The organism is Thalassovita autumnalis, assembly GCF_001458255.1.
Taxonomy (GTDB): domain Bacteria; phylum Pseudomonadota; class Alphaproteobacteria; order Rhodobacterales; family Rhodobacteraceae; genus Thalassobius; species Thalassobius autumnalis.
The window spans coordinates 23807-44980 of the sequence record NZ_CYSB01000025.1 but is presented as its reverse complement, the minus strand read 5'-3'; the positions used below and the strand labels follow the sequence as shown (position 1 = coordinate 44980).

The 21174-nt window shown below is 61.0% G+C and carries 21 protein-coding genes; 7 read left to right on the top strand and 14 right to left on the bottom strand.

All coding sequences use genetic code 11. The annotated features are described in order from the left end of the window. Positions 1-53: 53 nt before the first annotated feature. From purB to TL5118_RS06230, 4 genes are all read left to right on the top strand, one after another. Positions 54-1361 (top strand): adenylosuccinate lyase, encoded by a 1308-nt coding sequence (purB, locus tag TL5118_RS06240; RefSeq protein ID WP_058241816.1) that lies wholly within the window; start codon positions 54-56, stop codon positions 1359-1361. Between the two features lie 134 nt (positions 1362-1495). Then, positions 1496-1654 (top strand): chitin-binding domain-containing protein, encoded by a 159-nt coding sequence (locus tag TL5118_RS21165; RefSeq protein WP_131727415.1) that lies wholly within the window; start codon positions 1496-1498, stop codon positions 1652-1654. Between the two features lie 317 nt (positions 1655-1971). After that, positions 1972-2829: a DMT family transporter gene (locus TL5118_RS06235; RefSeq protein ID WP_058241815.1), complete on the top strand. Its 858-nt coding sequence runs from the start codon at positions 1972-1974 to the stop codon at positions 2827-2829. 6 nt (positions 2830-2835) lie between these two features. After that, the gene (locus TL5118_RS06230) at positions 2836-3738 is read left to right on the top strand and encodes a lysophospholipid acyltransferase family protein (protein WP_058241814.1); all 903 of its coding nucleotides are present in this window, start codon (positions 2836-2838) and stop codon (positions 3736-3738) included. A gap of 39 nt (positions 3739-3777) precedes the next feature. On the opposite strand, the gene TL5118_RS06225 is transcribed toward TL5118_RS06230, so the two are convergent. Then, on the bottom strand, positions 3778-4506 hold the full coding sequence (locus TL5118_RS06225; RefSeq protein ID WP_058241813.1) for a DUF1223 domain-containing protein: 729 nt from the start codon (positions 4504-4506) through the stop codon (positions 3778-3780). A gap of 243 nt (positions 4507-4749) precedes the next feature. Between TL5118_RS06225 and acnA the strand changes: the two genes are divergently transcribed. Beyond that, positions 4750-7437 carry an aconitate hydratase AcnA gene (gene acnA / locus TL5118_RS06220; RefSeq protein WP_058241812.1) on the top strand — a complete coding sequence of 896 codons (2688 nt, stop codon included), beginning with the start codon at positions 4750-4752 and terminating at the stop codon, positions 7435-7437. A gap of 325 nt (positions 7438-7762) precedes the next feature. Here the strand turns inward: acnA and TL5118_RS06215 are convergent, their stop codons facing one another. Then, positions 7763-8656, bottom strand: a complete 894-nt coding sequence (locus TL5118_RS06215) for an SDR family oxidoreductase (RefSeq protein ID WP_058241811.1) — start codon at positions 8654-8656, stop codon at positions 7763-7765. A 54-nt stretch (positions 8657-8710) separates the two neighbouring features. Between TL5118_RS06215 and TL5118_RS06210 the strand changes: the two genes are divergently transcribed. Beyond that, a complete protein-coding gene (locus TL5118_RS06210; RefSeq protein WP_242601738.1) occupies positions 8711-9181 on the top strand; it encodes a winged helix-turn-helix transcriptional regulator in 471 nt (156 codons plus the stop codon). 62 nt (positions 9182-9243) lie between these two features. Here the strand turns inward: TL5118_RS06210 and TL5118_RS06205 are convergent, their stop codons facing one another. From TL5118_RS06205 to yajC, 10 genes are all read right to left on the bottom strand, one after another. Further along, entirely contained in the window at positions 9244-9786 is a 543-nt protein-coding gene (locus TL5118_RS06205) for a DsbE family thiol:disulfide interchange protein (RefSeq protein ID WP_106404191.1), read from the bottom strand. Continuing rightward, the gene (gene ccmD, locus TL5118_RS06200) at positions 9779-9961 is read right to left on the bottom strand and encodes a heme exporter protein CcmD (RefSeq protein ID WP_179945268.1); all 183 of its coding nucleotides are present in this window, start codon (positions 9959-9961) and stop codon (positions 9779-9781) included. Before ccmD ends, TL5118_RS06205 begins: the two co-directional genes overlap by 8 nt. Then, the gene (locus TL5118_RS06195; RefSeq protein ID WP_058241809.1) at positions 9958-10707 is read right to left on the bottom strand and encodes a heme ABC transporter permease; all 750 of its coding nucleotides are present in this window, start codon (positions 10705-10707) and stop codon (positions 9958-9960) included. The genes ccmD and TL5118_RS06195 overlap by 4 nt, the downstream gene beginning before the upstream one ends. 88 nt (positions 10708-10795) lie before the next feature. Continuing rightward, entirely contained in the window at positions 10796-11452 is a 657-nt protein-coding gene (gene ccmB, locus TL5118_RS06190) for a heme exporter protein CcmB (RefSeq protein WP_058241808.1), read from the bottom strand. Next, the gene (gene ccmA, locus TL5118_RS06185) at positions 11449-12066 is read right to left on the bottom strand and encodes a heme ABC exporter ATP-binding protein CcmA (protein WP_058241807.1); all 618 of its coding nucleotides are present in this window, start codon (positions 12064-12066) and stop codon (positions 11449-11451) included. Before ccmA ends, ccmB begins: the two co-directional genes overlap by 4 nt. A gap of 184 nt (positions 12067-12250) precedes the next feature. Beyond that, positions 12251-12604 (bottom strand): Mth938-like domain-containing protein, encoded by a 354-nt coding sequence (locus TL5118_RS06180; RefSeq protein ID WP_058241806.1) that lies wholly within the window; start codon positions 12602-12604, stop codon positions 12251-12253. 75 nt (positions 12605-12679) lie between these two features. Next, positions 12680-13453: a sulfite exporter TauE/SafE family protein gene (locus TL5118_RS06175; RefSeq protein WP_058241805.1), complete on the bottom strand. Its 774-nt coding sequence runs from the start codon at positions 13451-13453 to the stop codon at positions 12680-12682. Further along, complete coding sequence (gene secF, locus TL5118_RS06170) at positions 13446-14414, bottom strand: protein translocase subunit SecF (RefSeq protein ID WP_058241804.1); 969 nt, start codon at positions 14412-14414, stop codon at positions 13446-13448. Before secF ends, TL5118_RS06175 begins: the two co-directional genes overlap by 8 nt. 2 nt (positions 14415-14416) lie before the next feature. Further along, positions 14417-16081: a protein translocase subunit SecD gene (secD, locus tag TL5118_RS06165; RefSeq protein ID WP_058241803.1), complete on the bottom strand. Its 1665-nt coding sequence runs from the start codon at positions 16079-16081 to the stop codon at positions 14417-14419. Between the two features lie 69 nt (positions 16082-16150). Beyond that, positions 16151-16435 (bottom strand): preprotein translocase subunit YajC, encoded by a 285-nt coding sequence (gene yajC, locus TL5118_RS06160; protein WP_058241802.1) that lies wholly within the window; start codon positions 16433-16435, stop codon positions 16151-16153. A gap of 276 nt (positions 16436-16711) precedes the next feature. On the opposite strand from yajC, the gene serS reads away from it, so the two are divergent. Then, complete coding sequence (serS, locus tag TL5118_RS06155) at positions 16712-18004, top strand: serine--tRNA ligase (protein ID WP_058241801.1); 1293 nt, start codon at positions 16712-16714, stop codon at positions 18002-18004. A 190-nt stretch (positions 18005-18194) separates the two neighbouring features. Here serS and der read toward each other — a convergent pair whose 3' ends face one another. Beyond that, complete coding sequence (gene der, locus TL5118_RS06150; RefSeq protein ID WP_058241800.1) at positions 18195-19697, bottom strand: ribosome biogenesis GTPase Der; 1503 nt, start codon at positions 19695-19697, stop codon at positions 18195-18197. A gap of 84 nt (positions 19698-19781) precedes the next feature. Then, positions 19782-21110 carry an outer membrane protein assembly factor BamB family protein gene (locus TL5118_RS06145; protein ID WP_058242063.1) on the bottom strand — a complete coding sequence of 443 codons (1329 nt, stop codon included), beginning with the start codon at positions 21108-21110 and terminating at the stop codon, positions 19782-19784. Positions 21111-21174: the final 64 nt, after the last annotated feature.

Here is a 21174-nt window from a genome sequence, read left to right as displayed (position 1 = left end):
CCTCGTCACACAGGTAAAGAAACCGCGAGTTCCAGCCGATCAAGGAAAAACCGATGATCCCTCGTTATGCCCGCCCCGAAATGACCGCCATCTGGTCACCGGAAACCAAGTTCCGCATCTGGTACGAGATTGAAGCGCACGCCTGTGACGCTCAGGCCAAACTGGGGGTGATCCCGCAGGAAAACGCCGATGCCGTTTGGAAAGCCAAGGACGTTGAATTTGACGTTGCGCGCATTGATGAGATCGAAGCGGTCACCAAACATGACGTCATCGCCTTCCTGACCCATCTGGCCGAACATGTCGGCTCTGAGGAAGCACGGTTTGTGCATCAGGGCATGACCTCCTCGGACGTGCTGGACACCTGCCTGAACGTGCAGCTGGTGCGCGCCGCGGACATCCTGCTGGCCGATATGGACCGCCTGCTGGCGGCGCTGAAAACCCGCGCCATGGAACATAAAGACACCGTGCGTGTGGGCCGCAGCCATGGCATCCACGCCGAACCCACCACCATGGGCCTGACCTTTGCCCGGTTCTACGCTGAAATGGACCGCAACAAAGCGCGTCTACAGCAGGCCCGCGAAGAGATCGCCACGGGCGCCATCTCGGGCGCGGTTGGCACCTTCGCCAACATCGACCCGGCGGTTGAGGAGCATGTCTGCGCTGAGCTAGGCCTGAAGCCCGAGCCGATCAGCACCCAGGTGATCCCACGTGACCGTCACGCGATGTTCTTTGCCGTGCTGGGTGTGATCGCCTCGTCGATCGAAAACGTCGCCGTTGAAATCCGCCACATGCAGCGGACCGAGGTTCTGGAAGGTGCGGAGTTCTTCTCGATGGGTCAAAAAGGCTCCTCGGCGATGCCGCATAAGAAGAACCCTGTGTTGACCGAAAACCTGACCGGTCTGGCCCGTCTGGTGCGCATGACCGTGATCCCGGCGATGGAAAACGTGGCGCTTTGGCATGAGCGTGACATCTCGCACTCCTCGGTGGAGCGTGGCATTGGTCCGGATGCAACCGTGACGCTGGACTTCGCACTGAACCGTCTGGCCGGTGTGGTTGAGAAGATGCTGATCTTCCCCGACAACATGCTGGACAACATGAACAAATTCCCCGGTCTGGTGATGTCGCAGCGGGTGCTGCTGGCCCTGACCCAGGCCGGTGTCAGCCGTGAAGACGCCTATTCCATGGTGCAGCGCAATGCGCTGAAGGTCTGGGAAGAGCGTGTTGATTTCCGCGAGTTGCTGCTGGCCGATGATGAGGTTGTGGCCGCGCTTGGCGTTGATGGCATCAACGAAAAATTCGACATGGGCTATCACACAAAACATGTCGACACGATCTTCAAACGGGTGTTTGGCGAAGCCTAAGCCGCCTGTCCTGAGATGATGAAACCGCTCCCTCCGGGGGGCGGTTTTTTTGTGCCCGTAGGGTTCGTGGTGGCGCCCATTCGATTTTGCGCCGGATTTGTGGTAAGGTTACGGATCTTTAGGGAGACCTGCCAATGTATCGAACCCTTGTGATCGCCGCCCTTCTGACCGTGGCTCCTATCATGTCCCATGCGATGGGCTGCTCCTCCGGCCATAGCCAGCAAGCGATGAGCTGCGCCGACGGCACCGTCTGGGACGAAACCGCACGGGCCTGCGTCAAGGTCACCGGCTGACGCCCCATCAACGGATCGGACCGTTGAACCCTGCCAGAGGCATCGCCTGTGGCATAGCTGCCCCTGAACGTCTCCAAGCCACTTGCGTCCCGCAACAAAGACGCAATTACAGCACCTTAAGGCCCGAACCTCACCTTCATGACATGCACTAGACCGGCGCACCCAGCGCCCCGTCCCGCTGCCACCTGCGCGAAAACTCTGCGGTGACAGTTACAAATGGATGCGTTAAAGCCGATATGTCGGCTTGCCCGGCCAGATCACACGGCCCGGCCGAACGGCGATCTGATATCCCCTCAAGCCACGGATCCGCGCCGCGTATGTCCCAGAACACCAAAGCCATTTTGCTGATGATCAGCGCCATCTTTTTCTTTGCCGCAATGGATGCCACCGCCAAGGAGTTGAGCCAACGGGTTGGCACCCTGCAGGCGGTCTGGGCCCGTTACGCCGGTCAAACCGTGATGGTATTCCTGATTGTTCTGCCCCGCATTCAGACTGTGGCGCGCACCCGTTATCCGCTGCTGCAGCTGGCGCGTTCGGTGATCCTGCTGGGGGCGACCGCCTCCTTCTTTACCGGGATCACCCATATTGGTCTGGCTGAGGCCACCGCCATCATGGACATCAACCCGGTGCTGATCACCCTGGGCGCGGCGCTGTTTTTGGGGGAACCGCTGGGGCCACGCCGCGCCTTTGGCATTGCGGTATCGCTGATTGGCGCCCTGATCATCATCCGCCCGGGCAGCGGTGTTTTTTCGGTCTACGCACTGTTCCCGCTGGCGGCGGCGTTTTTCTATTCGGCCTATAACCTTGTGACCCGTTATGTGGGCATGAATGAGGATCCCTGGACCTCGCTCCTCTATACGGCGGCCTTTGGCGCGGTGATCCTCAGCTGTCTGGTGCCATTTTACTGGACGCCGCTGGATCTGACCTCCTTTGCGTTGCTGTGTCTGCTGGCCTGCTTTGGCACCATCTCGCAGCTGTTGCTGATCAAGTCGCTGTCACTGGGTGAGGCCGGGATGCTGGCCCCCTTTGCCTATGTCGGGCTGATCTTTGCCACGCTCTGGGGCATGGTCTTCTTTGATGAATACCCGGATTTCTGGACGGTGATCGGGGCGCTTGTGATTGTTGTGGCTGGGATTTATGTCTGGCATCGAGAAACTGCGCAGAAACGGACCTGATCCCAGATGGCCAAACCCAAGCCCCCCTTTCTGACCCGTGCGGGCCAGTACACGGCCAATCTGATCCTCAGCGCGCCGCTGAAGCTGGCACTGTGCCTGCCCTACCGGCCGCGGGTCTGGCTGATGGGCGCGATGATGTCGCGGGTGCTGGCGCCGCTGCTGGGCTATCGCAAGCGGGTGCGCGACAATCTGGATCTGGTCTGGGCCGACCTGCCTGAGGCCGACAAGCGCCGCCTGGCCCGGCAAGTGCCGGAAAACTTTGGCCGCACGCTGGTGGAGATCTATTCCGGCGCGCAGCTGAAGGACCATCTGGCCGACACCAAACCCGAAGGCCCCGGTGTGGCGGCCCTGGAACAGGCCCATGCTGAGGGGCGGCCTGTCATTCTGGTCTCCGGGCATTTTGGCAACCACGACGCGGTGCGCGCCACAGTATCGCGTGATTTTTCGCCCGTGGGCGCACTCTACCGGCCGCTGGACAACAGCTATTTCAACGAACATTGGGAAGCCGCGATCGAAAGCGTCGCCGAACCCGCCTTTGCCCGCGGTCGCCGCGGGCTGGCCCAGATGGTGAAATACCTGCGCAGCGGCAACATCATTGCACTTCTGGTGGATCAGCATGTCAGCGACGGCGCGGATCTGACCTTCTTTGGTCATCCGGCCCGAACCACCCTGTCGGCCGCGGAAATGGCGTTGAAATACAACGCTCTGGTGCTGCCGGTCTTTGGTGTGCGCCAGCCCGATGGCTATGGTTTCCGCGCCATCATTCAGGATGAGATTCCCCATGGCAGCGCCGAGGACATGGCGCAGGCGATGAACGACGCGCTGGAGGCAATGGTGCGCCAGCATCCCGAGCAATGGTTCTGGGTGCATCGCCGCTGGAAACAACGCGGTAAGAAAAAAGCCGGCTGAGGGGTCCCCCGCCGGCTCGTTAAACTTACTATCAATCGCTTAGCGCAGACGCGCCGCAGCCAGAATGCGGCCCGGGCCACGTTCCTGCACGATTACCACCAGCGGATCCTCTCCGCTGACCTTGGTGCTGAGATCCAGCGGCCGGCGCATATTCCATTCATCCAGCAGCTGCCAGTCGGTGACGATATTGGCGTAGGTGATTGTACGGCCAGCGTTTTCACCGGACCGGATCTGTACCGATTTGCGCGGCATATAGCGCACCAGCTGCACCAGAACCGGGGTCTTGGCGCGGGCGACCTTGCTGGCCGTGACCTGCAGCTGATTGCCGGTGATCGACAGCTGTAGATCCACCGTGACCTCAGCCGCGCCATGACGTTCGATCAAAGCGTTAACATTCTTGGGGTGGTTGCCGACCACATGTTCCTGCCCCTGAACGATCATCTGCGGCGTATAGATCGAGCGGCGCCCGGCGGCGCTGGCATAGGCCTTCTGGCGTTTGGTGTGCTGCGGTGAGGCGAACTTGTCCTTCCAGCCGATGTAATCCCAGTAATCCACGTGCAGTGCCAATGGGATCACATCTTCTCGCTTGGCCAGCTCACCCAGAAAGGCATCCGCAGGTGGACAGGACGAACAGCCCTGCGAGGTGTAAAGCTCGACCACCACAGGGCGGTCTACAGATTGGGCGGCGGCCGCCGTGGGTAAGGCCACAGTCGTCACGCTGCCCCAAACGGCCAAAGCCGCGGCAAACTTGGTAACCAGTCGACGCATGAGTTTCGTTTTCCCCAACGAATGTCTTTTCTTGGTTTTAGCCAATTCGGGCTGAAATAACCAATCAATGATTTGTCACGAGACGGTGATAGCAAACGTGAGCAAGTGCGGCGTGCCATTTTTCACAGCACTTGTGCGGCCTTAGCGCAAAGGCATCCGCGCGCCAGACTTGATCGCTCAGGCGGGATGCGGCAGAACCAATCGCAGCAAGACCCTTATCGTATTTCAAGAGGGAGACCAGCCATGCCCATCACAGTTGGACAAGACACTGCCAAAACGCGTCAGACCCTGACCGCTGGCAGCCAATCGATTTCCTATTATTCCATCCCCGCCGCGCAGGCCGCAGGGCTTGGCGATTTCGCCAAACTGCCCGCCGCGCTGAAGGTGGTCTTGGAAAACATGCTGCGCTTTGAGGACGGCGGGCGCACCGTGTCTGTGGAAGATATCAAAGCCTTCGCCGAATGGGGCGCCAAGGGAGGTAAAAACCCACGGGAGATCGCCTATCGCCCGGCCCGCGTGCTGATGCAAGATTTCACCGGCGTGCCGGCGGTTGTGGATCTGGCCGCAATGCGCGACGGCATTGTCGGCCTTGGTGGCGATGCGCAGAAGATCAATCCGCTGAACCCGGTGGATCTGGTCATCGACCATTCGGTGATGATTGACGAATTTGGCAATCCGCGGGCCTTCCAGATGAATGTGGACCGCGAATATGAACGCAATATGGAGCGTTATCAGTTCCTGAAATGGGGGCAGTCCGCCTTCAACAACTTCCGCGTGGTGCCGCCGGGCACCGGGATCTGCCATCAGGTGAATGTGGAATATCTGGCGCAAACCATATGGTCCGACACCGATCAGAACGGTGAAATGGTCGCCTACCCCGACACGCTGGTCGGCACCGACAGCCACACCACCATGGTGAACGGTCTGGCCGTGCTGGGCTGGGGTGTTGGCGGGATTGAGGCTGAGGCCGCGATGCTGGGTCAGCCGATTTCCATGCTGATCCCCGAAGTTGTTGGTTTCAAGCTGACCGGCGAAATGGTTGAAGGCACCACCGCCACCGACCTCGTGCTGAAAGTGGTGGAGATGCTGCGCGCCCATGGCGTGGTCAGCAAGTTTGTGGAGTTCTACGGCGACGGGTTGGACAATCTGCCCCTGGCCGATCGCGCCACCATCGCCAATATGGCGCCGGAATATGGCGCCACCTGCGGTTTCTTCCCGATCGACGGTGAGACCCTGCGTTATATGCGCCAAACCGGCCGGGATGAGGATCGCCTGGCGCTGGTTGAGGCCTATGCCAAGGAAAACGGGCTGTGGCGGGATGCGGATTATGATCCGATCTACACCTCCACGCTGGAGTTGGACATGGGCACCATTGTGCCTGCGATCTCTGGCCCGAAACGGCCGCAGGATCACATCGCCCTGACCGAAGCCAGCGCCGCCTTTGGCCGCGAGATGGCCGAGACCTTCAAACGCCCGACCGACAAGACCGTGACGGTTGAGGGCGAAGACTACAGCCTGTCGTCAGGTAAGGTGGTGATTGCTTCGATCACCTCCTGCACCAACACCTCAAACCCCTATGTGATGATCGGGGCCGGTCTGGTGGCCCGCAAGGCGCGTGCCCTGGGGCTGAACCGCAAGCCCTGGGTCAAAACCTCGCTAGCGCCGGGGTCACAGGTGGTGACCGAATATCTGGAGGCCGCGGGCCTGCAAGAGGATCTGGATGCCATCGGTTTCAACCTTGTGGGCTATGGCTGCACCACCTGCATCGGCAACTCTGGCCCGTTGCAGCCGGAGATTTCCAAAGCAATTGCTGATGGCGATCTGGTGGCCACCTCGGTCCTGTCGGGCAACCGCAACTTTGAGGGCCGGATCAGCCCGGATGTGCGCGCCAACTATCTGGCTTCGCCCCCCTTGGTGGTGGCCTATGCGCTGGCCGGTGACATGAACATCGACCTGACAACAGAACCTCTGGGGCAGGATAAGAACGGCAAAGATATCTTCCTGAAAGACATCTGGCCCAGCAATGCTGAGATTGCGGAATTGGTTGAGAAAACTGTCACCCGTGAGGCCTTCCTCAGCAAATATGCCGATGTCTTCAAAGGGGATGAGAAGTGGCAAAGCGTCGAGGTGCCCCAGCAGGAGGTCTATGATTGGCCTGCCAGCTCAACCTACATTCAGAACCCACCCTATTTCCAAGGCATGGGGATGGAGCCGGGAACGATCAGCAACGTTGAAGGTGCCAAGGTGCTGCTGGTGCTGGGCGATATGGTCACAACCGACCACATCTCCCCCGCGGGCAGCTTTGCCGCCTCCAGCCCGGCGGGGCAGTATCTGACCGACCGGCAGGTGCAACCGCGTGAGTTCAACTCCTACGGATCGCGCCGGGGCAACCATGAGGTGATGATGCGCGGCACCTTTGCCAACATTCGCATCAAGAACGAAATGCTGGACGGGGTTGAAGGCGGCTATACCAAAGGCCCCGATGGGCAGCAGACCTCGGTCTATGAAGCGTCGATGGCCTATCAGGAGGCCGGCACACCGCTGGTGGTCTTTGGCGGCGAACAATACGGTGCCGGATCCAGCCGCGACTGGGCGGCCAAAGGCACCGCGCTGTTGGGCGTCAAAGCGGTGATTGCGGAAAGCTTTGAGCGGATCCACCGGTCAAACTTGGTGGGGATGGGGGTGATTCCGTTCGAATTTACCGGCGGGGACAGCCGCAAGACGCTAGGGCTCACCGGGGAGGAAACTGTTTCCATCACCGGCCTCGACAGTGTTGAGCCGCTGCAAGAGGTGCCCTGCAGCATCACCATGGGCGACGGTACGGTGAAGGACATCACCCTGAAATGCCGGATCGATACCGAGGTTGAAGTGGAATACATCGAAAACGGTGGCGTGCTGCATTATGTGCTGCGCAATCTGGCCAAGTCCTGACGCCACCACCGAATAACTGCACATAAACAGATGGTTAAAGCCCGAAGCGATGCAAATCCTTCGGGCTTTTCTATGGAAACCCTACGGGACCGACGGGCGGCATCACTCCCCTTTAGCGGGATGAAATCCGAAAAACTCACCCTATTGGGAAATTTCTTTGCGGATCGCCCTAAGAAATCAGCCTGCGTGCCGTACTTATGGATAGCTATACGATTGCACAGGGTGGCTGGAAGGGGTCTCCAGAGAGATACCACTCATGTGCAGGCAAGTCCTTTTTTAGCAGGGCCCGGTGTTTTACCGGGCCCTTTTTACATCCATTCAGCGATTAGGCGGTGACAGTGGACCATTGCCGGATCTGCGCGGCCAGGGGTGACAGGGTAACACCAAATGTCGCCTCAACCTCACCCGTGTTGATGGCCAGCTGATCAGGCGCCACTTTGTTCAAGGCATCATAAAGGTCACTCAACACATAGCTCAGACCCGGTGCACCCAGGGCGGCCTCCGCCCGGTTGCCAAAGGCCACAGGCGTCAGTGGCTGGAAACTCAGCGCACGCCCCTGCCAGTCAGACAGCAGCTGTGCCAGCTCGCCCCCGGTGACCGCGCCGGGGGTGGCGATTTCATAGGCTTTGCCCGCCAGATCCGGCCGCTGCAGCGCCGCTGCGGCCACCACCGCCTGATCGCGGTGTGAGGTCCAGCTTACGCGGTGTTCCGAGCTGAGCGGCGGGTAATCCACGATCCCCTCACTGGCCATGTTTGGCAGGAAAGCTGGGATTTGCAGGTTTTCCAGATAGATCGTCGGCTGCAACACAATGGCCGGAATGCCCGAGGCCAGAATGGCATCCCGCGCCGCGGTATTGCCGGAAATCATTGCAGAGGCCGGATAGCGCTCACCCGTGCTGCCCGAGGTCGAATAGACCAGCAATGGCAGCGCCACCTCATGGGCCACCTCAATCAGGTTCTGCAGCCAGCGCTGCGGCGCTTCGGGGTCTGTCGGCATCGGCAGGTGCACGAAGGCCGCCGACACGCCGGTCAAAACCGTGGCCAGCGCGCCCTTGTCATCCAGCGTTGCGGCATAGGCCTCAGCGGTCGGATGACGCTGCGCCACCTTAGCAGCATCGCGCGCCACAGCGCGCACCTTCAGCCCTGCCTTCAACGCCTCTTCAACCACGGGGGCGCCCTGTGCACCGGTTGCCCCAAAAATCGCCACTTCCTTTGTCATCTCTGGTTCTCCATAATGCGATGGTTACGATTAGGAACCACACATAGGCGCCCCATGAAGACCGCGAAAGAAGGCATGATTTCATCAGATAGGCACGTTGAGGTAACCACCCCAATGGCCGAGGACACCGTCACAGCGATGAATGACGGCGTGGATGAATGGGTGGCCAATGACTTTGCCGGCAGCTGCCCGGTGCGCGATGTGCTGGACCGGATCGGTGACAAATGGTCGGTACTGGTGATCCTGCGGCTGGGGCGGCGCACCGAACGGTTCCGCCAATTGCTGCGGGCGGTTGACGGGATTTCCCAGCGGATGCTGACCGTCACCTTACGCGGATTGGAACGGGACGGTCTGGTCCACCGTGAGGTTCAGCCCACAAGCCCGCCGACGGTGGAATACAGCCTGACCCCGCTGGGCCAGTCGCTGCTGTCCCATATCACCGGCTTGGCGACCTGGGCGGTGGCGCAAGAGGCCGACATTAAAAGCGCCCGTCAAGACTATGATAACAAACACGATCAGGCATAGAAAAGGCCGGCTAGATCACCGGCCCGTTCGCTTGAGTTAGGGGGGCAAAAAGCGCAGGCCGATCACTCCGCCGCGCGCGCCTTTTCGATCGCCGGGGCCAGAACGCCCTCAATCACCCGCTGGGTCACGGGGCCAGCGTGGCGCGTCACAATGCGGCCCGCGCCGTCGATCACATAGGTTTCCGGCACGCCATAGACGCCCCAGTTCAGCGCCATACGGCCATTGCCGTCCTGACCCACCGCCTCATAGGGGTTGCCCAGCTCCGCCAGGAAATCCAGCGCATTGGCCGGGTTGTCTTTGTAGTTCACCCCGTAGATCGGCAGCCCCTGTTCGCGCAGCGCCTCCAGATTGGGATGTTCCACCCGACAGGGCGCGCACCAGCTGGCCCAGTAGTTCACCAGCTTGACCTCACCGTCCTTCATATCGGCCAAATCAAACATCGGCAGATCCCCCAGCGGCGTCATCTCAACACTGGGCACGTCGCGTCCGGCCAATGCCGTGGGCAGCTCATCCGGGTTTTCCCGCATCATGCCGATGAAAAACGTCGCCGCCAGACCGCCGAAGATCACCGGCGGCAGCACCATCAAAATGTTGACCTTAGCCATCTGCCTGCTCCTGTGCTTTACCACCGGTTTTGCCGCGGGCCTCAACCTCGGCCAGCTGCGCCTTGACCTTTCGGGCGCGCAGGACCGACAGCACCACCAGCGCCACGATCAGCCCCAGCGAAATGGCGTAGGAGGACAGCACCGCCTCAGCGTATTTTCCCAGATCAGGCATCATTGCATCCTTTCACGGGCCAAGAGCGCCCGCATGCGACGGGCGCGAATTTCGGTTTGGGTGCGCAGGAAGACCAGCGCGATGAACAGCATCAGGAAGCCTGCCATGGAGATGAACAAGGGCGTGGCAAAGACATTGCTCACCCGCTCCTCGGTGTCGCCCGCAAGGGCGCCGGCGCGCAGGACCGAAGCACCCTGATGCAGGCCCTGGTTCCAGAAGTTCACCGCATAGCGGCTGAGAAGCGCAAAGACCGATCCGACAAGACACAGGATCGAGGTCAGGTCGGCGGCGGTGTCATCATCCTCTATCGCGGACCACAGCGCGATATAGCCCAGGTAGAACAAAAACAGGATCAGGAAGGAGGTCAGCCGCGGATCCCATTCCCACCAGGTGCCCCACATCGGCTGGCCCCAGATCGCCCCGGTGGCCAGCGCAATCACCGTCATCACCGCACCAATTGGGGCAGCAGCACGGGCAGCCAGCGCCGACACGTGATGCCGGCGCACGATCCAGACCAGCGAAGCCACCAGCATCATCGCCCAGGCGTTGATCGCCATCATGGCCGAGGGCACATGGATATAGATGATCTTGACCGTGGATCCCTGACGGAAGTCATCCGGCGTGAAGAAAAACCCCCAGACCAGACCCAGCACCATTAGGCCAAGCGCCAGCGCTGAGACCCAGGGCAGCAGCCGGTCCGTAGTCGCAATGAATTTTTTTGGGTTGGCATATTCCCAGATCGAGCTCATGTCTCTTTCCTATCCGTCCTGACGCCCATTGCAAGAGCGTCCCTGTTCAAGTCTTCGTCGGTTCCGTGTCGGCCATTCCACGTGCCCCCTATCTAAGGTTCACACGCAAAACAGCGGCTGAGGCAAATGGCAGCAGTGCGATCACCGCGCATGTGATCCCCGCCAGCATCAAGAGCGATGTCTGCGCGTTCAACCCCTCAATCGACCGCCGCGCCATCTCGGCGCCGAAAATCAGCGTCGGCACATAGAGCGGCAGCACCAAAAGGCTCAGGAGCAGGCCACCGCGTTTCAACCCCACCGTCAGCGCCGCGCCAAAGGTGCCAATCACGCTCAGCGCCGGGGTGCCGATCAACAGTGACAGCACCAGCGGGCCATAGCCAGCGGTAGGCAGGTTCAAAAGGATGGCAAAGACCGGCGCCGCCAGCACCAGCGGCAGCCCAGTGGTCAGCCAATGGGCCAGCGCCTTGACGCTGACAATGGCCTCCAATGGCAGGGGCGCGGTGGCCAAAAGATCCAGCGAGCCATCCTCCCAATCCAGCGCAAAAATCCGGTCCAGTGACAACAGGCAAGCCAAAAGCGCGCCCAGCCACAGAACGCCGGGGGCAATTTTACTCAGCAGACCTGAATTTGGCCCGACGCCAAAGGGCACCAGCACCACCACGATCAGAAAAAAGGCCAGCCCCAGGCCAAAACCACCCCCGGCGCGAATGGCCAGTTTCAGATCTCGCATCAAAAGGGCAATCACAGGAACGCTCCGTCAAAATCTTCCAGCGCCGGTGGTTTGGCTTTGAACGGGCCCACATCCAGCACCCGCGCCTCAGCCAGCCCCAGATCGATATGGGTGGCCAGCAGCGCCAGACCTCCGCCCGCCAGATGGGCCCGCACGGCCTCGGCAAAAAGCTGCACCGCGCTGGTGTCCAGTGACACGGTCGGCTCATCCATCACCCAGACAGGGCGGCCCGTGACCACCATGCGCGCCAGACCCAACCGCCGTTTCTGCCCCGCCGACAGCGCCCCTGCGGGCCGTGCCGCCAGCGCCTCCAGATCAAAGGCCTGTAGCGCCGGGGCGATCGATCCGGTGCCAAAGACCGCGGCCCAGAACTCCAGGTTCTCAGTGACACTCAGCGGGGCCTTGATGCCATCGGCATGGCCGGCATAGGCCATCTGTTCGCGGTCAAGGCTGACCTCCCCCCGCAGCGCCGGCTGCAGACCTGCGACCGTGCGCAACAACGTGGTCTTGCCGATCCCATTGGGGCCACGCAGCACCAGCGCCTCGCCCGCCTTGACGGCAAAGCTGACGTCCTCCAGGACTTTGATCCCGCCACGGGTCACGGTGAGGTCTGACACATTCAATTCCATGCAATGGTCCTATCCCATTGTTTGCGCATCGCAAAGCGCCTTAATGCCTGCCGCGACACCGCGTCTTGACCTGTGTCAGGCAAACCGGGGAAATCTGCCGAAAATCGCTTTCAACGTTTCAGAAATACTCTGGGGGTGACGTTCAAAACCCTTTTGAACGGAGGGGGCAACGCCCCCTTCCCCCTCAAACCGGCAGCACCGCCAGCGCCACACGCCGCCCCTCAGACAGCAGCACATTGTAGGTGCGGCAGGCCGAGGGGGAGGACATCACCTCAACCCCGACACCGGCGGCGTCCAGTTCGGTTCGCAGGTCTTTGGGCAGATGGGCAATCTCTGCCCCCATGCCGACGAAGATCACGTCATGATCGCCGGCCAGCGCTTTCAGCGCCTCAGCGTCCTGCAGACCGGCCCAGCTGCGAGCCTGTTTTTCGGTCACGATCACCGCGCCTTCTATCACCTTTCCGCCGATGCGGAAAAACCCAGGGCCATAGCCATCCACTGGCACGGCGTCGCTGAAACTCACTTCGTTAAGCTGCATCCTGTCCCCCTGTCCTAACGGTCATCGCCGACCGTACTGACCCAACGGGCCCATTCGGTTCAGCTGGCTAAACACTCAGCCGTCCCACAGCGGAAGCCCGCTGAGGCCAACCGTGATCATCACCACATAGCCAAACACACGATAAAGCATTTGGCGGTCGGGGTGGAACATAGCGGCCCCAGCCAGATTGCCCAGCAGATTCGGGATTGCCAGCAACAGACCCAGCACCAGCGGCATCAGCGCCATTTCGCCTTTCAGGCTGAGAATGCCAATCAGGCTGAGAATGCCAATCAGGAGCAGATCCACCGCCACAAGGTAGAGCATGATATTGGCCCGCGTCACTGCAGCCGCGGTTGTGGAGGCCATATAAAGCAGGATCACCGGCGGCCCCGGCAGACCGGCCACCCCACCAATGAAGCCCGAGATCAGACCGGTGCCATATTGCATCGGTTGCGTGATCGCCCCCTTGAGGCGCATACCGCTCATCAACAGAAACGGCACCATCAGCGCAATGGCGCTGACCGCATAGCGAAACACCTCCGGCTCCACCGCCAGCAGCACCGCCAGGCCAATGGGCAGGGCCACTGCCCCGCCCAGGGCAATGCGGCCCACCTGCCCCAGGTCTGCGGTGCGCCAGGCACTGGGCAGGTTGGGGATCGGGCCAAAGACCTCCATCACCACAAGGGTGATCAGCGCCCAGACCGGCGGCATGAACTGGCCTGCGATGGGCATATAGACAAGGGCGGCGCCAAAGCCTGAAAAGCCCCGCACCGCCCCTGCCAAAAATACCCCTGCACAGAGCGAGGCCAGCCCGTCAAAGGCCAGCACTTCGCTCAGAATGTCAGGCATCTACGTTCCCGAACTGATTGCCCTGATTGTTGTCAGGCTTGGACCAGTCGCGTTTCACACCCAGCATCAGCACCACATTCTTGGCCACATAGACCGAAGAATAAGTGCCCACAATGACGCCCCAGGTGATCGCAAACACAAAGCCACGGATCACATCGCCACCCAGCGTCAGCAGGGCGATCAGCGCCAGAAGCGTGGTGCCCGAGGTCATGATCGTCCGGCTGAGGGTTTCGTTCACCGTGAGGTTCATCAGATCGGTCAGCGGTTTTACCTTATACTTGATCAGGTTTTCGCGCAGGCGGTCAAAGATCACCACAGTGTCGTTGATCGAATAGCCGATGATGGTCAGCAGCGCCGCAATGGTGGCCAGTTCGAACCGGATCTGCAGCACCGAGAAGATGCCGATGGTCAGGATCACGTCATGCGCCAGTGCTGCCACCGCGCCGACCGAGAACTGCCATTCAAAGCGCAGCCAGATATAGAACAGGATCGCTGCCAGCGAGGCCGCAACTGCGATGATCGCGGTTTGGATCAGCTCGCCCGACACCTTGGGGCCAACAGATTCGACCAGCGGGAAGGTGATGGTGGGATCCACGCTCTTCAGCGCGTCTTCGATCTGGGTGATTACCTCTTCGGTGACGCTTTCCTGACCTTCCTGCGCCTGGATTCGGATCATCGCAACATGCTCATCCTCGGCAAACGAAGGATCAAACACCTCGGTGATCGACACATCGCCCAGCTGCAGCGGATCCAGCGCGCCACGGTAGGCGCCCACGTCCACGGCGGTTTCGGCCTGTGTCCGGATGGTGGTGCCACCGCGGAAATCGATGCCGAAGTTCAGGCCAATGACCAGCCAGGCCACCAGCGAGGCAATGACCGCCACCACAGACAGGCCCATGGTCAGCTTGCGCAGGCGGAAGAAGTCGTAGTTGGGGACTTCGCTAAACAGTCTCAAACGCATGATCAGACCTCGATGGTTTTGGGGCGTTTACGTTCGAACCACATCACGATCAGCAGCCGCGTCACGAAGATCGCGGTGAAGACCGAGGTGAGAATCCCGAGGCCCAGTGTGATCGCAAAGCCTTTGACCGGGCCCGAGCCCATGACGAAGAGGATCACAGCAATGATGAAAGTGGTGATGTTGGCATCAATGATCGCCGAAAGTGCGCGGTCATAGCCCAGCTCAATCGCGCGGGCTGGCCCTTTGGCGGTGCGCAGTTCTTCGCGGATCCGTTCAAAGACCAGCACATTGGCGTCCACCGCCATACCGATGGTCAAAACGATACCTGCGATGCCCGGCAAGGTCAAAGTGCCGCCGATGAGGCTCAGCGCGCCAAAGATCAGGGCGACGTTCACCAGAAGCGCGATATTGGCGAACAGACCAAACAGGCCATAGCTCAGCACCATGAAGACCAGAACCGCGACGAAGGCCACAATACAGGCGATCTGACCGGCGGCGATACTGTCTGCCCCCAGTTCTGGCCCGATGGTGCGCTCTTCGAGGAACTCCAGACCCGCAGGCAGGGCGCCCGCACGCAGCAAAACCGCCAGGTTGGTGCTTTCCTCAACGGTGAAGTTGCCGGTGATGATGCCGGATCCACCCGGGATATGCGACTGGATCACGGGGGCCGAAATGACCTCGCCATCCAGAACAATCGCAAAGGGGTTGCCGATGTTTTCAGCGGTGTAATCGCCAAACTTCCGCGCACCTGTGGTGTTGAAGCGGAAGTTCACGGCCGGACGGCCGTTCTGGTCAAAGGCGGGCTGGGCATCCACCAGCTCCTCGCCGGTGACCACGGGGGCCTGTTCCAGAACGTAGTATTCGCCTTCCGTGTCCAGCGAGGGCAGCAGTTCGTTGCCCGCGCCTGCCGGCATATCGGCGTTGGAGGTGCGGGTTACAACCGGCTGGAAGGTCAGCTGCGCGGTGGTGCCGATGATCGCTTTCAGCTCAGAGGCCGAACCAATGCCCGGCACCTGAATAAGGATCCGGTCCGAACCCTGACGCTGAATGGTCGGCTCACGCGTGCCCACCTCATCAATCCGGCGGCGGATGATTTCCAGCGATTGCGCCACGGTGCGCTCATCGGTGGCGACACGTTCTGCCTCAGACAGGGTCACAACGATATCGGCGCCATCCACGGCGACATCAATATCGGTGGCCCCAGCGCCGGACAGGCTGACAACCGGGCGGGCCAGACCGCGCACCAGTTCGGCGGCCGCAACAACCTGATCCGGTTTCTGGTTCAGCCGCACCCGCAGCTCAGCGCCTTCGGTCTTTTGCAGACGAATGGTGCCGATCGTGTCGCGCTCTTCGCGCAGGAGATCGCGCACCTCTGGCCACATGGCCTGCAGACGGCTTTCGTAAACATCGGCCACCTGCACCTCAGCCAGGAGGTGTGCGCCACCGCGCAGGTCCAGACCCAGATTGACCAGGCTGGACGGCAGGAAAGACGGCCATTGCGCCGCCTGCTCTTCCAGACCATTGCCCGAGGCGCCTGTTTCCAGCGCGGCGACTGCGTCATTACGGGCCTCAACCCGCGCATAAAACCCATTTGGAAGGGCACAGAGGATCCCGAGCGCACAAACCGCCCAGATCAGCACCCGTTTCCACATATCAATCTGAAGCATAGTGAACCGCTTTCAAAAAACAAAAGGCCCGGGGGTCAGGAAACCCTCGGGCCGGTCTTCGGGGTGAGATCAGCCTTCGGCCGGCTCAGTCTTGCTTTTCACCTGAGCGATGGTCGAGCGGACAACGCGGACCTTCACACCTTCGGCGATTTCAACTTCCAGCTCGTTTTCCGCGTCCTTAACTTTGGAAACCTTGCCGATCAGACCGCCCTGGGTGACCACCTGATCGCCCTTGCGCAGCGCGTTCACCATGTTCTGATGCTCTTTCATCTTCTTCTGCTGCGGACGGATCAGCAGGAAATACATGATACCGAAGATGAGAATGAGGGGGATGAACTGGCCGATGGCTTCCATATGTCTGTCCTTAGATCCGTTAGGCGGCTTGAGCCGCGATTTGGCAGGGAACCTATGTGCGCTAACGGGGTTTTGCAAGGCGGGTTGCGCATTGCGGTCAGGCTTTTACGGGCTTTGCAGGCCATGCCCTAGGGGCGGCGGCTTCTGATCGCAGGCAGATCACGGGTTGATCCCCGGTTCCAACGCCCCCGCGCGGCGCAATGGTGGCTTTCAACCGAGACAAAAATCAGCAATAACGCCAGCGTTGAAGAATGATTCCGGTCAAGGAGCAAACCCATGCATGACATCAAAGCGATCCGCGAAAACCCAGAGGCCTTTGACGCCGGTCTGGCCCGCCGGGGGGCCGCGCCGATGTCATCAGAGGTGCTGAAACTGGACGAAGCGCGCCGGGCCAAGATCCTGGCGGCCGAAACCGCCCAGTCGGACCAGAAGAAAGCCGCCAAAGAGGTCGGCGCCGCCAAAGCCAAAGGTGATGAGGCCGAGTTTGAACGGCTGCGCGCTCTGGTCGGTGAGAAAAAAGCCGAAGTGGCCGCGATGCAGACCGAAGCTAAGGAGCTGGACGCGCAGCTCAATGACCTGCTGATGGGCCTGCCCAACCGCCTGCATGACGATGTGCCGGATGGCGCGGACGAAGATGACAACGTTGAGGTGCGCCACTGGGGCACCCCGCGGGAGTTCACCTTTGCGCCGAAGGAACATTATGAACTGTCGGGTGTGCAGCCGGGCATGGATTTTGAAACCGCCGCCAAACTCTCGGGCTCGCGCTTTGTGGTGCTTTCGAAGGGCGTGGCCCGGGTGCACCGCGCGCTGGCGCAGATGATGCTCGACACCCATGTGGAAGAGCATGAGCTGCAGGAAACCTGGACCCCGGTTCTGGTGCGCGAAGAGATGATGTATGGCACCGGCCAGCTGCCGAAATTTGGTGAAGACAGCTACAAGACCGAAGATGGCTGGTGGCTGGTTCCCACCGCTGAGGTGACGCTGACCAATATCGTCAACGGCGAAACCGTCGAGGAGGCCGCGCTGCCGCTGCGCTACTGCGCCCACACCCAGTGTTTCCGCTCCGAAGCGGGCAGCGCCGGTCGTGACACCTCGGGGATGCTGCGCCAGCACCAGTTTGAAAAGGTCGAAATGGTCTCGATCGTGCATCCCGAAAATTCGATGGAAGAGCATGACCGCATGACCCGCTGCGCCGAGGCGATCCTGGAAAAACTGGGCCTGCCTTATCGCACCGTGGTGCTGTGCTCGGGCGATATGGGCTTTGGCATGATCAAAACCCACGATCTGGAGGTCTGGCTGCCCGGTCAGAACAAATACCGTGAGATCTCCTCGGTCTCGGTTGCGGGGGATTTCCAGGCCCGCCGCATGAACGCGCGGTTCAAACCCGCGGCGGGCGGCAAGCCTGAGTTTGTGCATACGCTAAACGGCTCCGGCCTCGCCGTCGGGCGCGCCCTGATTGCGGTGCTGGAAAACGGCCAGCAGGAAGACGGCTCCGTCACCCTGCCTGCCGCACTGCACCCCTATCTGGGCGGCAAGACCAAGCTCAGCGCCGAGGGCGCGCTGGTCTGAACGGGCCAAACTGTCTGAACACCGAAGGGGCCCGCTGGGCCCCTTTTTTGTGGCGCTGCGCACCAGAGTATTTTTGAAACAGTGAATTGCCGCTTTCATCGTTCCCCAAATACTCGCGCCGCAGGCAGGCCCGAGGACCGGAGGTCCGAGACAAAAAGAGCGCCCCGAAGGGCGCCCAATTTAATTTGGTTTAGTGCGAGCCGCGGGGCAGGCCGCGTTTTTTGTTCAGGTGTTTGCCAAGCGCGCCGGGCTTTTTGTCTTTCTTATTCTTATAGGGGTTCTTATCCCCCTGCCCGCGCATTGTCAGGCGGATCGGCGTGCCGGGCATATCAAAGTCTTCGCGCAGACCGTTGACCAGATAGCGTGAATAGCTGTCGGGCAGCTTATCGGGCAGCGAACACATCACCACAAAACCCGGTGGGCGGGTTTTGGCCTGGGTCATGTAGCGCAGCTTGATGCGGCGACCCCCAGGGGCGGGCGGCGGGTGCTGTTCGGTCATCGCATTCAGCCAGCGGTTCAGCTTGGCGGTTGAGACGCGGCGATTCCAGACGTTGTAGGCGCGTTCCACAGCCTCCTGCAGGCGGTTGAGGCCACGGCCGGTTTTTGCGGACACCGTGATCAGCGGCGCGCCACGCAGCTGCGGTAGAAGGCGGTCGAAGCTTTCTTTCAGCGCCTTCAGCTTTTCCTGTTTCTCATCCTCAATGTCCCATTTGTTCACCGCGATGATCACCGCACGGCCCTCACGTTCCGCCAGATCGGCGATACGCAGGTCCTGCTGTTCAAAGGGAATGGCGGCGTCCAAAAGAACAATCACCACTTCGGCAAATTTCACCGCGCGCAAGCCGTCGGAGACCGAGAGTTTTTCAACCTTGTCCTGCACCTTGGCGCGTTTGCGCATGCCGGCGGTGTCCCAGATCCGCACCGGCAGCCCGCCCCAGTCAATGGTCAGCGAGATGGCGTCACGGGTGATCCCGGCCTCAGGGCCGGTCAGCAGGCGGTCTTCGCCGAGGATCTTGTTGATCAGGGTGGATTTGCCCGCGTTCGGGCGGCCCACCACTGCGATCTGCATCGGCTTGTCGAAGGTCGGCAGACGATAGGTGATCGGGTTGCCGTGTTCGTCCAGAACCTCTTCCTCATCGTCGTCCATATGGACGTCAACATCGGTTTCCGGCGCATGCTGGGCAGCGCGTTCTTCGAACTCATCGGCGATGGGCTGCAGGATGTGCATCAGCTCACCCATGCCTTCGCCGTGTTCACCGGACAGGCGCAGCGGGTCACCAAGGCCCAGGCTATAGGCCTCCAGCGCGCCAGCTTCGCCAGCTTTGCCTTCGGCCTTGTTGGCCGCCAGGATCACCTTGTCGGCGCGTTTGCGCAGGATCTCGGCAAACATCTCATCCGTGGGGGTCAGACCGGTGCGGGCGTCAATCATGAACAGGCAGACATCCGCCATATCCACCGCACGTTCGGTCAGGCGGCGCATCCGCCCCTGCAGACTGTCATCGGTGGCCTCTTCGAGACCGGCGGTATCAATCACGGTGAATCGCAGGTGACCCAGTTTGGCATCGCCTTCGCGCAGGTCACGCGTTACCCCCGGCTGGTCATCGACCAGAGCCAGTTTTTTGCCGACTAAGCGGTTGAAAAGCGTAGACTTCCCCACGTTGGGGCGGCCTACAATGGCGAGGGTAAAGCTCATCTCAATGGCTCCGGACGGATGGCAGACGGCATGTCTGCGCTGGATAAAGGGCGGATCAAGCCGCCCTGTTATACCAGTTTTGCGTCAACGGAAAGCGTGCAATTGCCCTTTGGTGCCAACAACGTAAAGCGTGCCGCCTGCCACCACGGGAGCGGTGGTTGCGCCGCCGGGCACCTCAAGCTGACGGGTCATCTCACCCGAGGTGGGATCAAAGAAGCGCAGGAAGCCATCGTTGGAGGCCACGATCAGCTGACCACCGGCCAGAATGGGGCCGTGATGGGCGTAAACTTCGCTGGCTTTGCGCTGTTTCGGCTTCAGCAGATTGGGCAGTTTCTTGGCCCAGATCGTCACGCCGTCACGGGCATCGATGCGCAGCAGCTCATTGTGGTCGCTGACCGCAAAGAGCGACCCTGAAAGCGGCAGAACCGGGCTGATCGCCCCTTCGCGCGCCGTCCACAGGCGATCGCCGGTGTCAATGTCCAGCGCCAGAATACGACCGGCGTGCGAGCCGACATAGACCTTGGAGCCATCGATGACCGGATCAGCGGTGATGTCATTGACCTTAGCCAGGGCATCGCTGCGGCGCTGACCGGAGACATAGGCCGTCCACAGACGCAGACCACCATTGCGGAAGGTGCCGTGCAGCGCGCCATCGCCAAAGGCAAAGATGGTAAATTTGTCATTCACAGCCGGGGCCGGTGCGCCCAGCACGTTGTTCACGTCGCTGGCCTGTGTGGTCTGCCAGCGGATGCGGCCGGTGTCGACTTCCAGCGCCCAGCCGGTGTCATCACCGCCAACCAGATAGACCAGATCGCCGTAAACTGTCGGCGCGCCGGAGCCGGTGGAACCGATATCCTGCTGCCACAGCACTTCGCCGGTGGCGGGATCAAGCGCGGTGAACAGGCCAAAGCCTGAGGTGACAAAGACCTTGTCCGCGCCATAGGCCAGACCACCGCCGGTGGCCTCACCAGAGCTGTCGCGGGCAGGTGTCAGATCGCGGCTCCAAAGGGTTGTGCCTGCGGTGCTGGTGGCGCTGACGCGCGCTTCGGCATCAAGGGTAAAGACCCGGCCGTCTGCCACAACAGGTTCTGCAGTGATACGGTTGCGGCGACCATCACCGGTGCCGATGTCGGCGCTCCAGACCAGCTGCGGCGCGGCGGCCAGGCTGGCGTGGCTGACGCGGTTATTCGGCGAGCCAAAGCGCTGGGTCCAATTGGCGTTCTGCACCATCTTGGGCAGCCGCACCTGCGTTGCAGCGCGGCTGACATCGGCGGCCAGATCTTCGACCGGCACGCCGCCGCTTAGAATGGCGCGCGGATCTTCCCGCTTGCCGGGCAGAATGCTTTCACGTTCGGAACACCCGGCCAGAACCGCGGCTGCGGAGACCGCCAGAATAATGGAACTGCGTTTCACCAAACCTGCCCTCTAAGTCTTTATCTCTTCAATTCTTGTCGCAAGACATAGGCTGTCTTGCTGG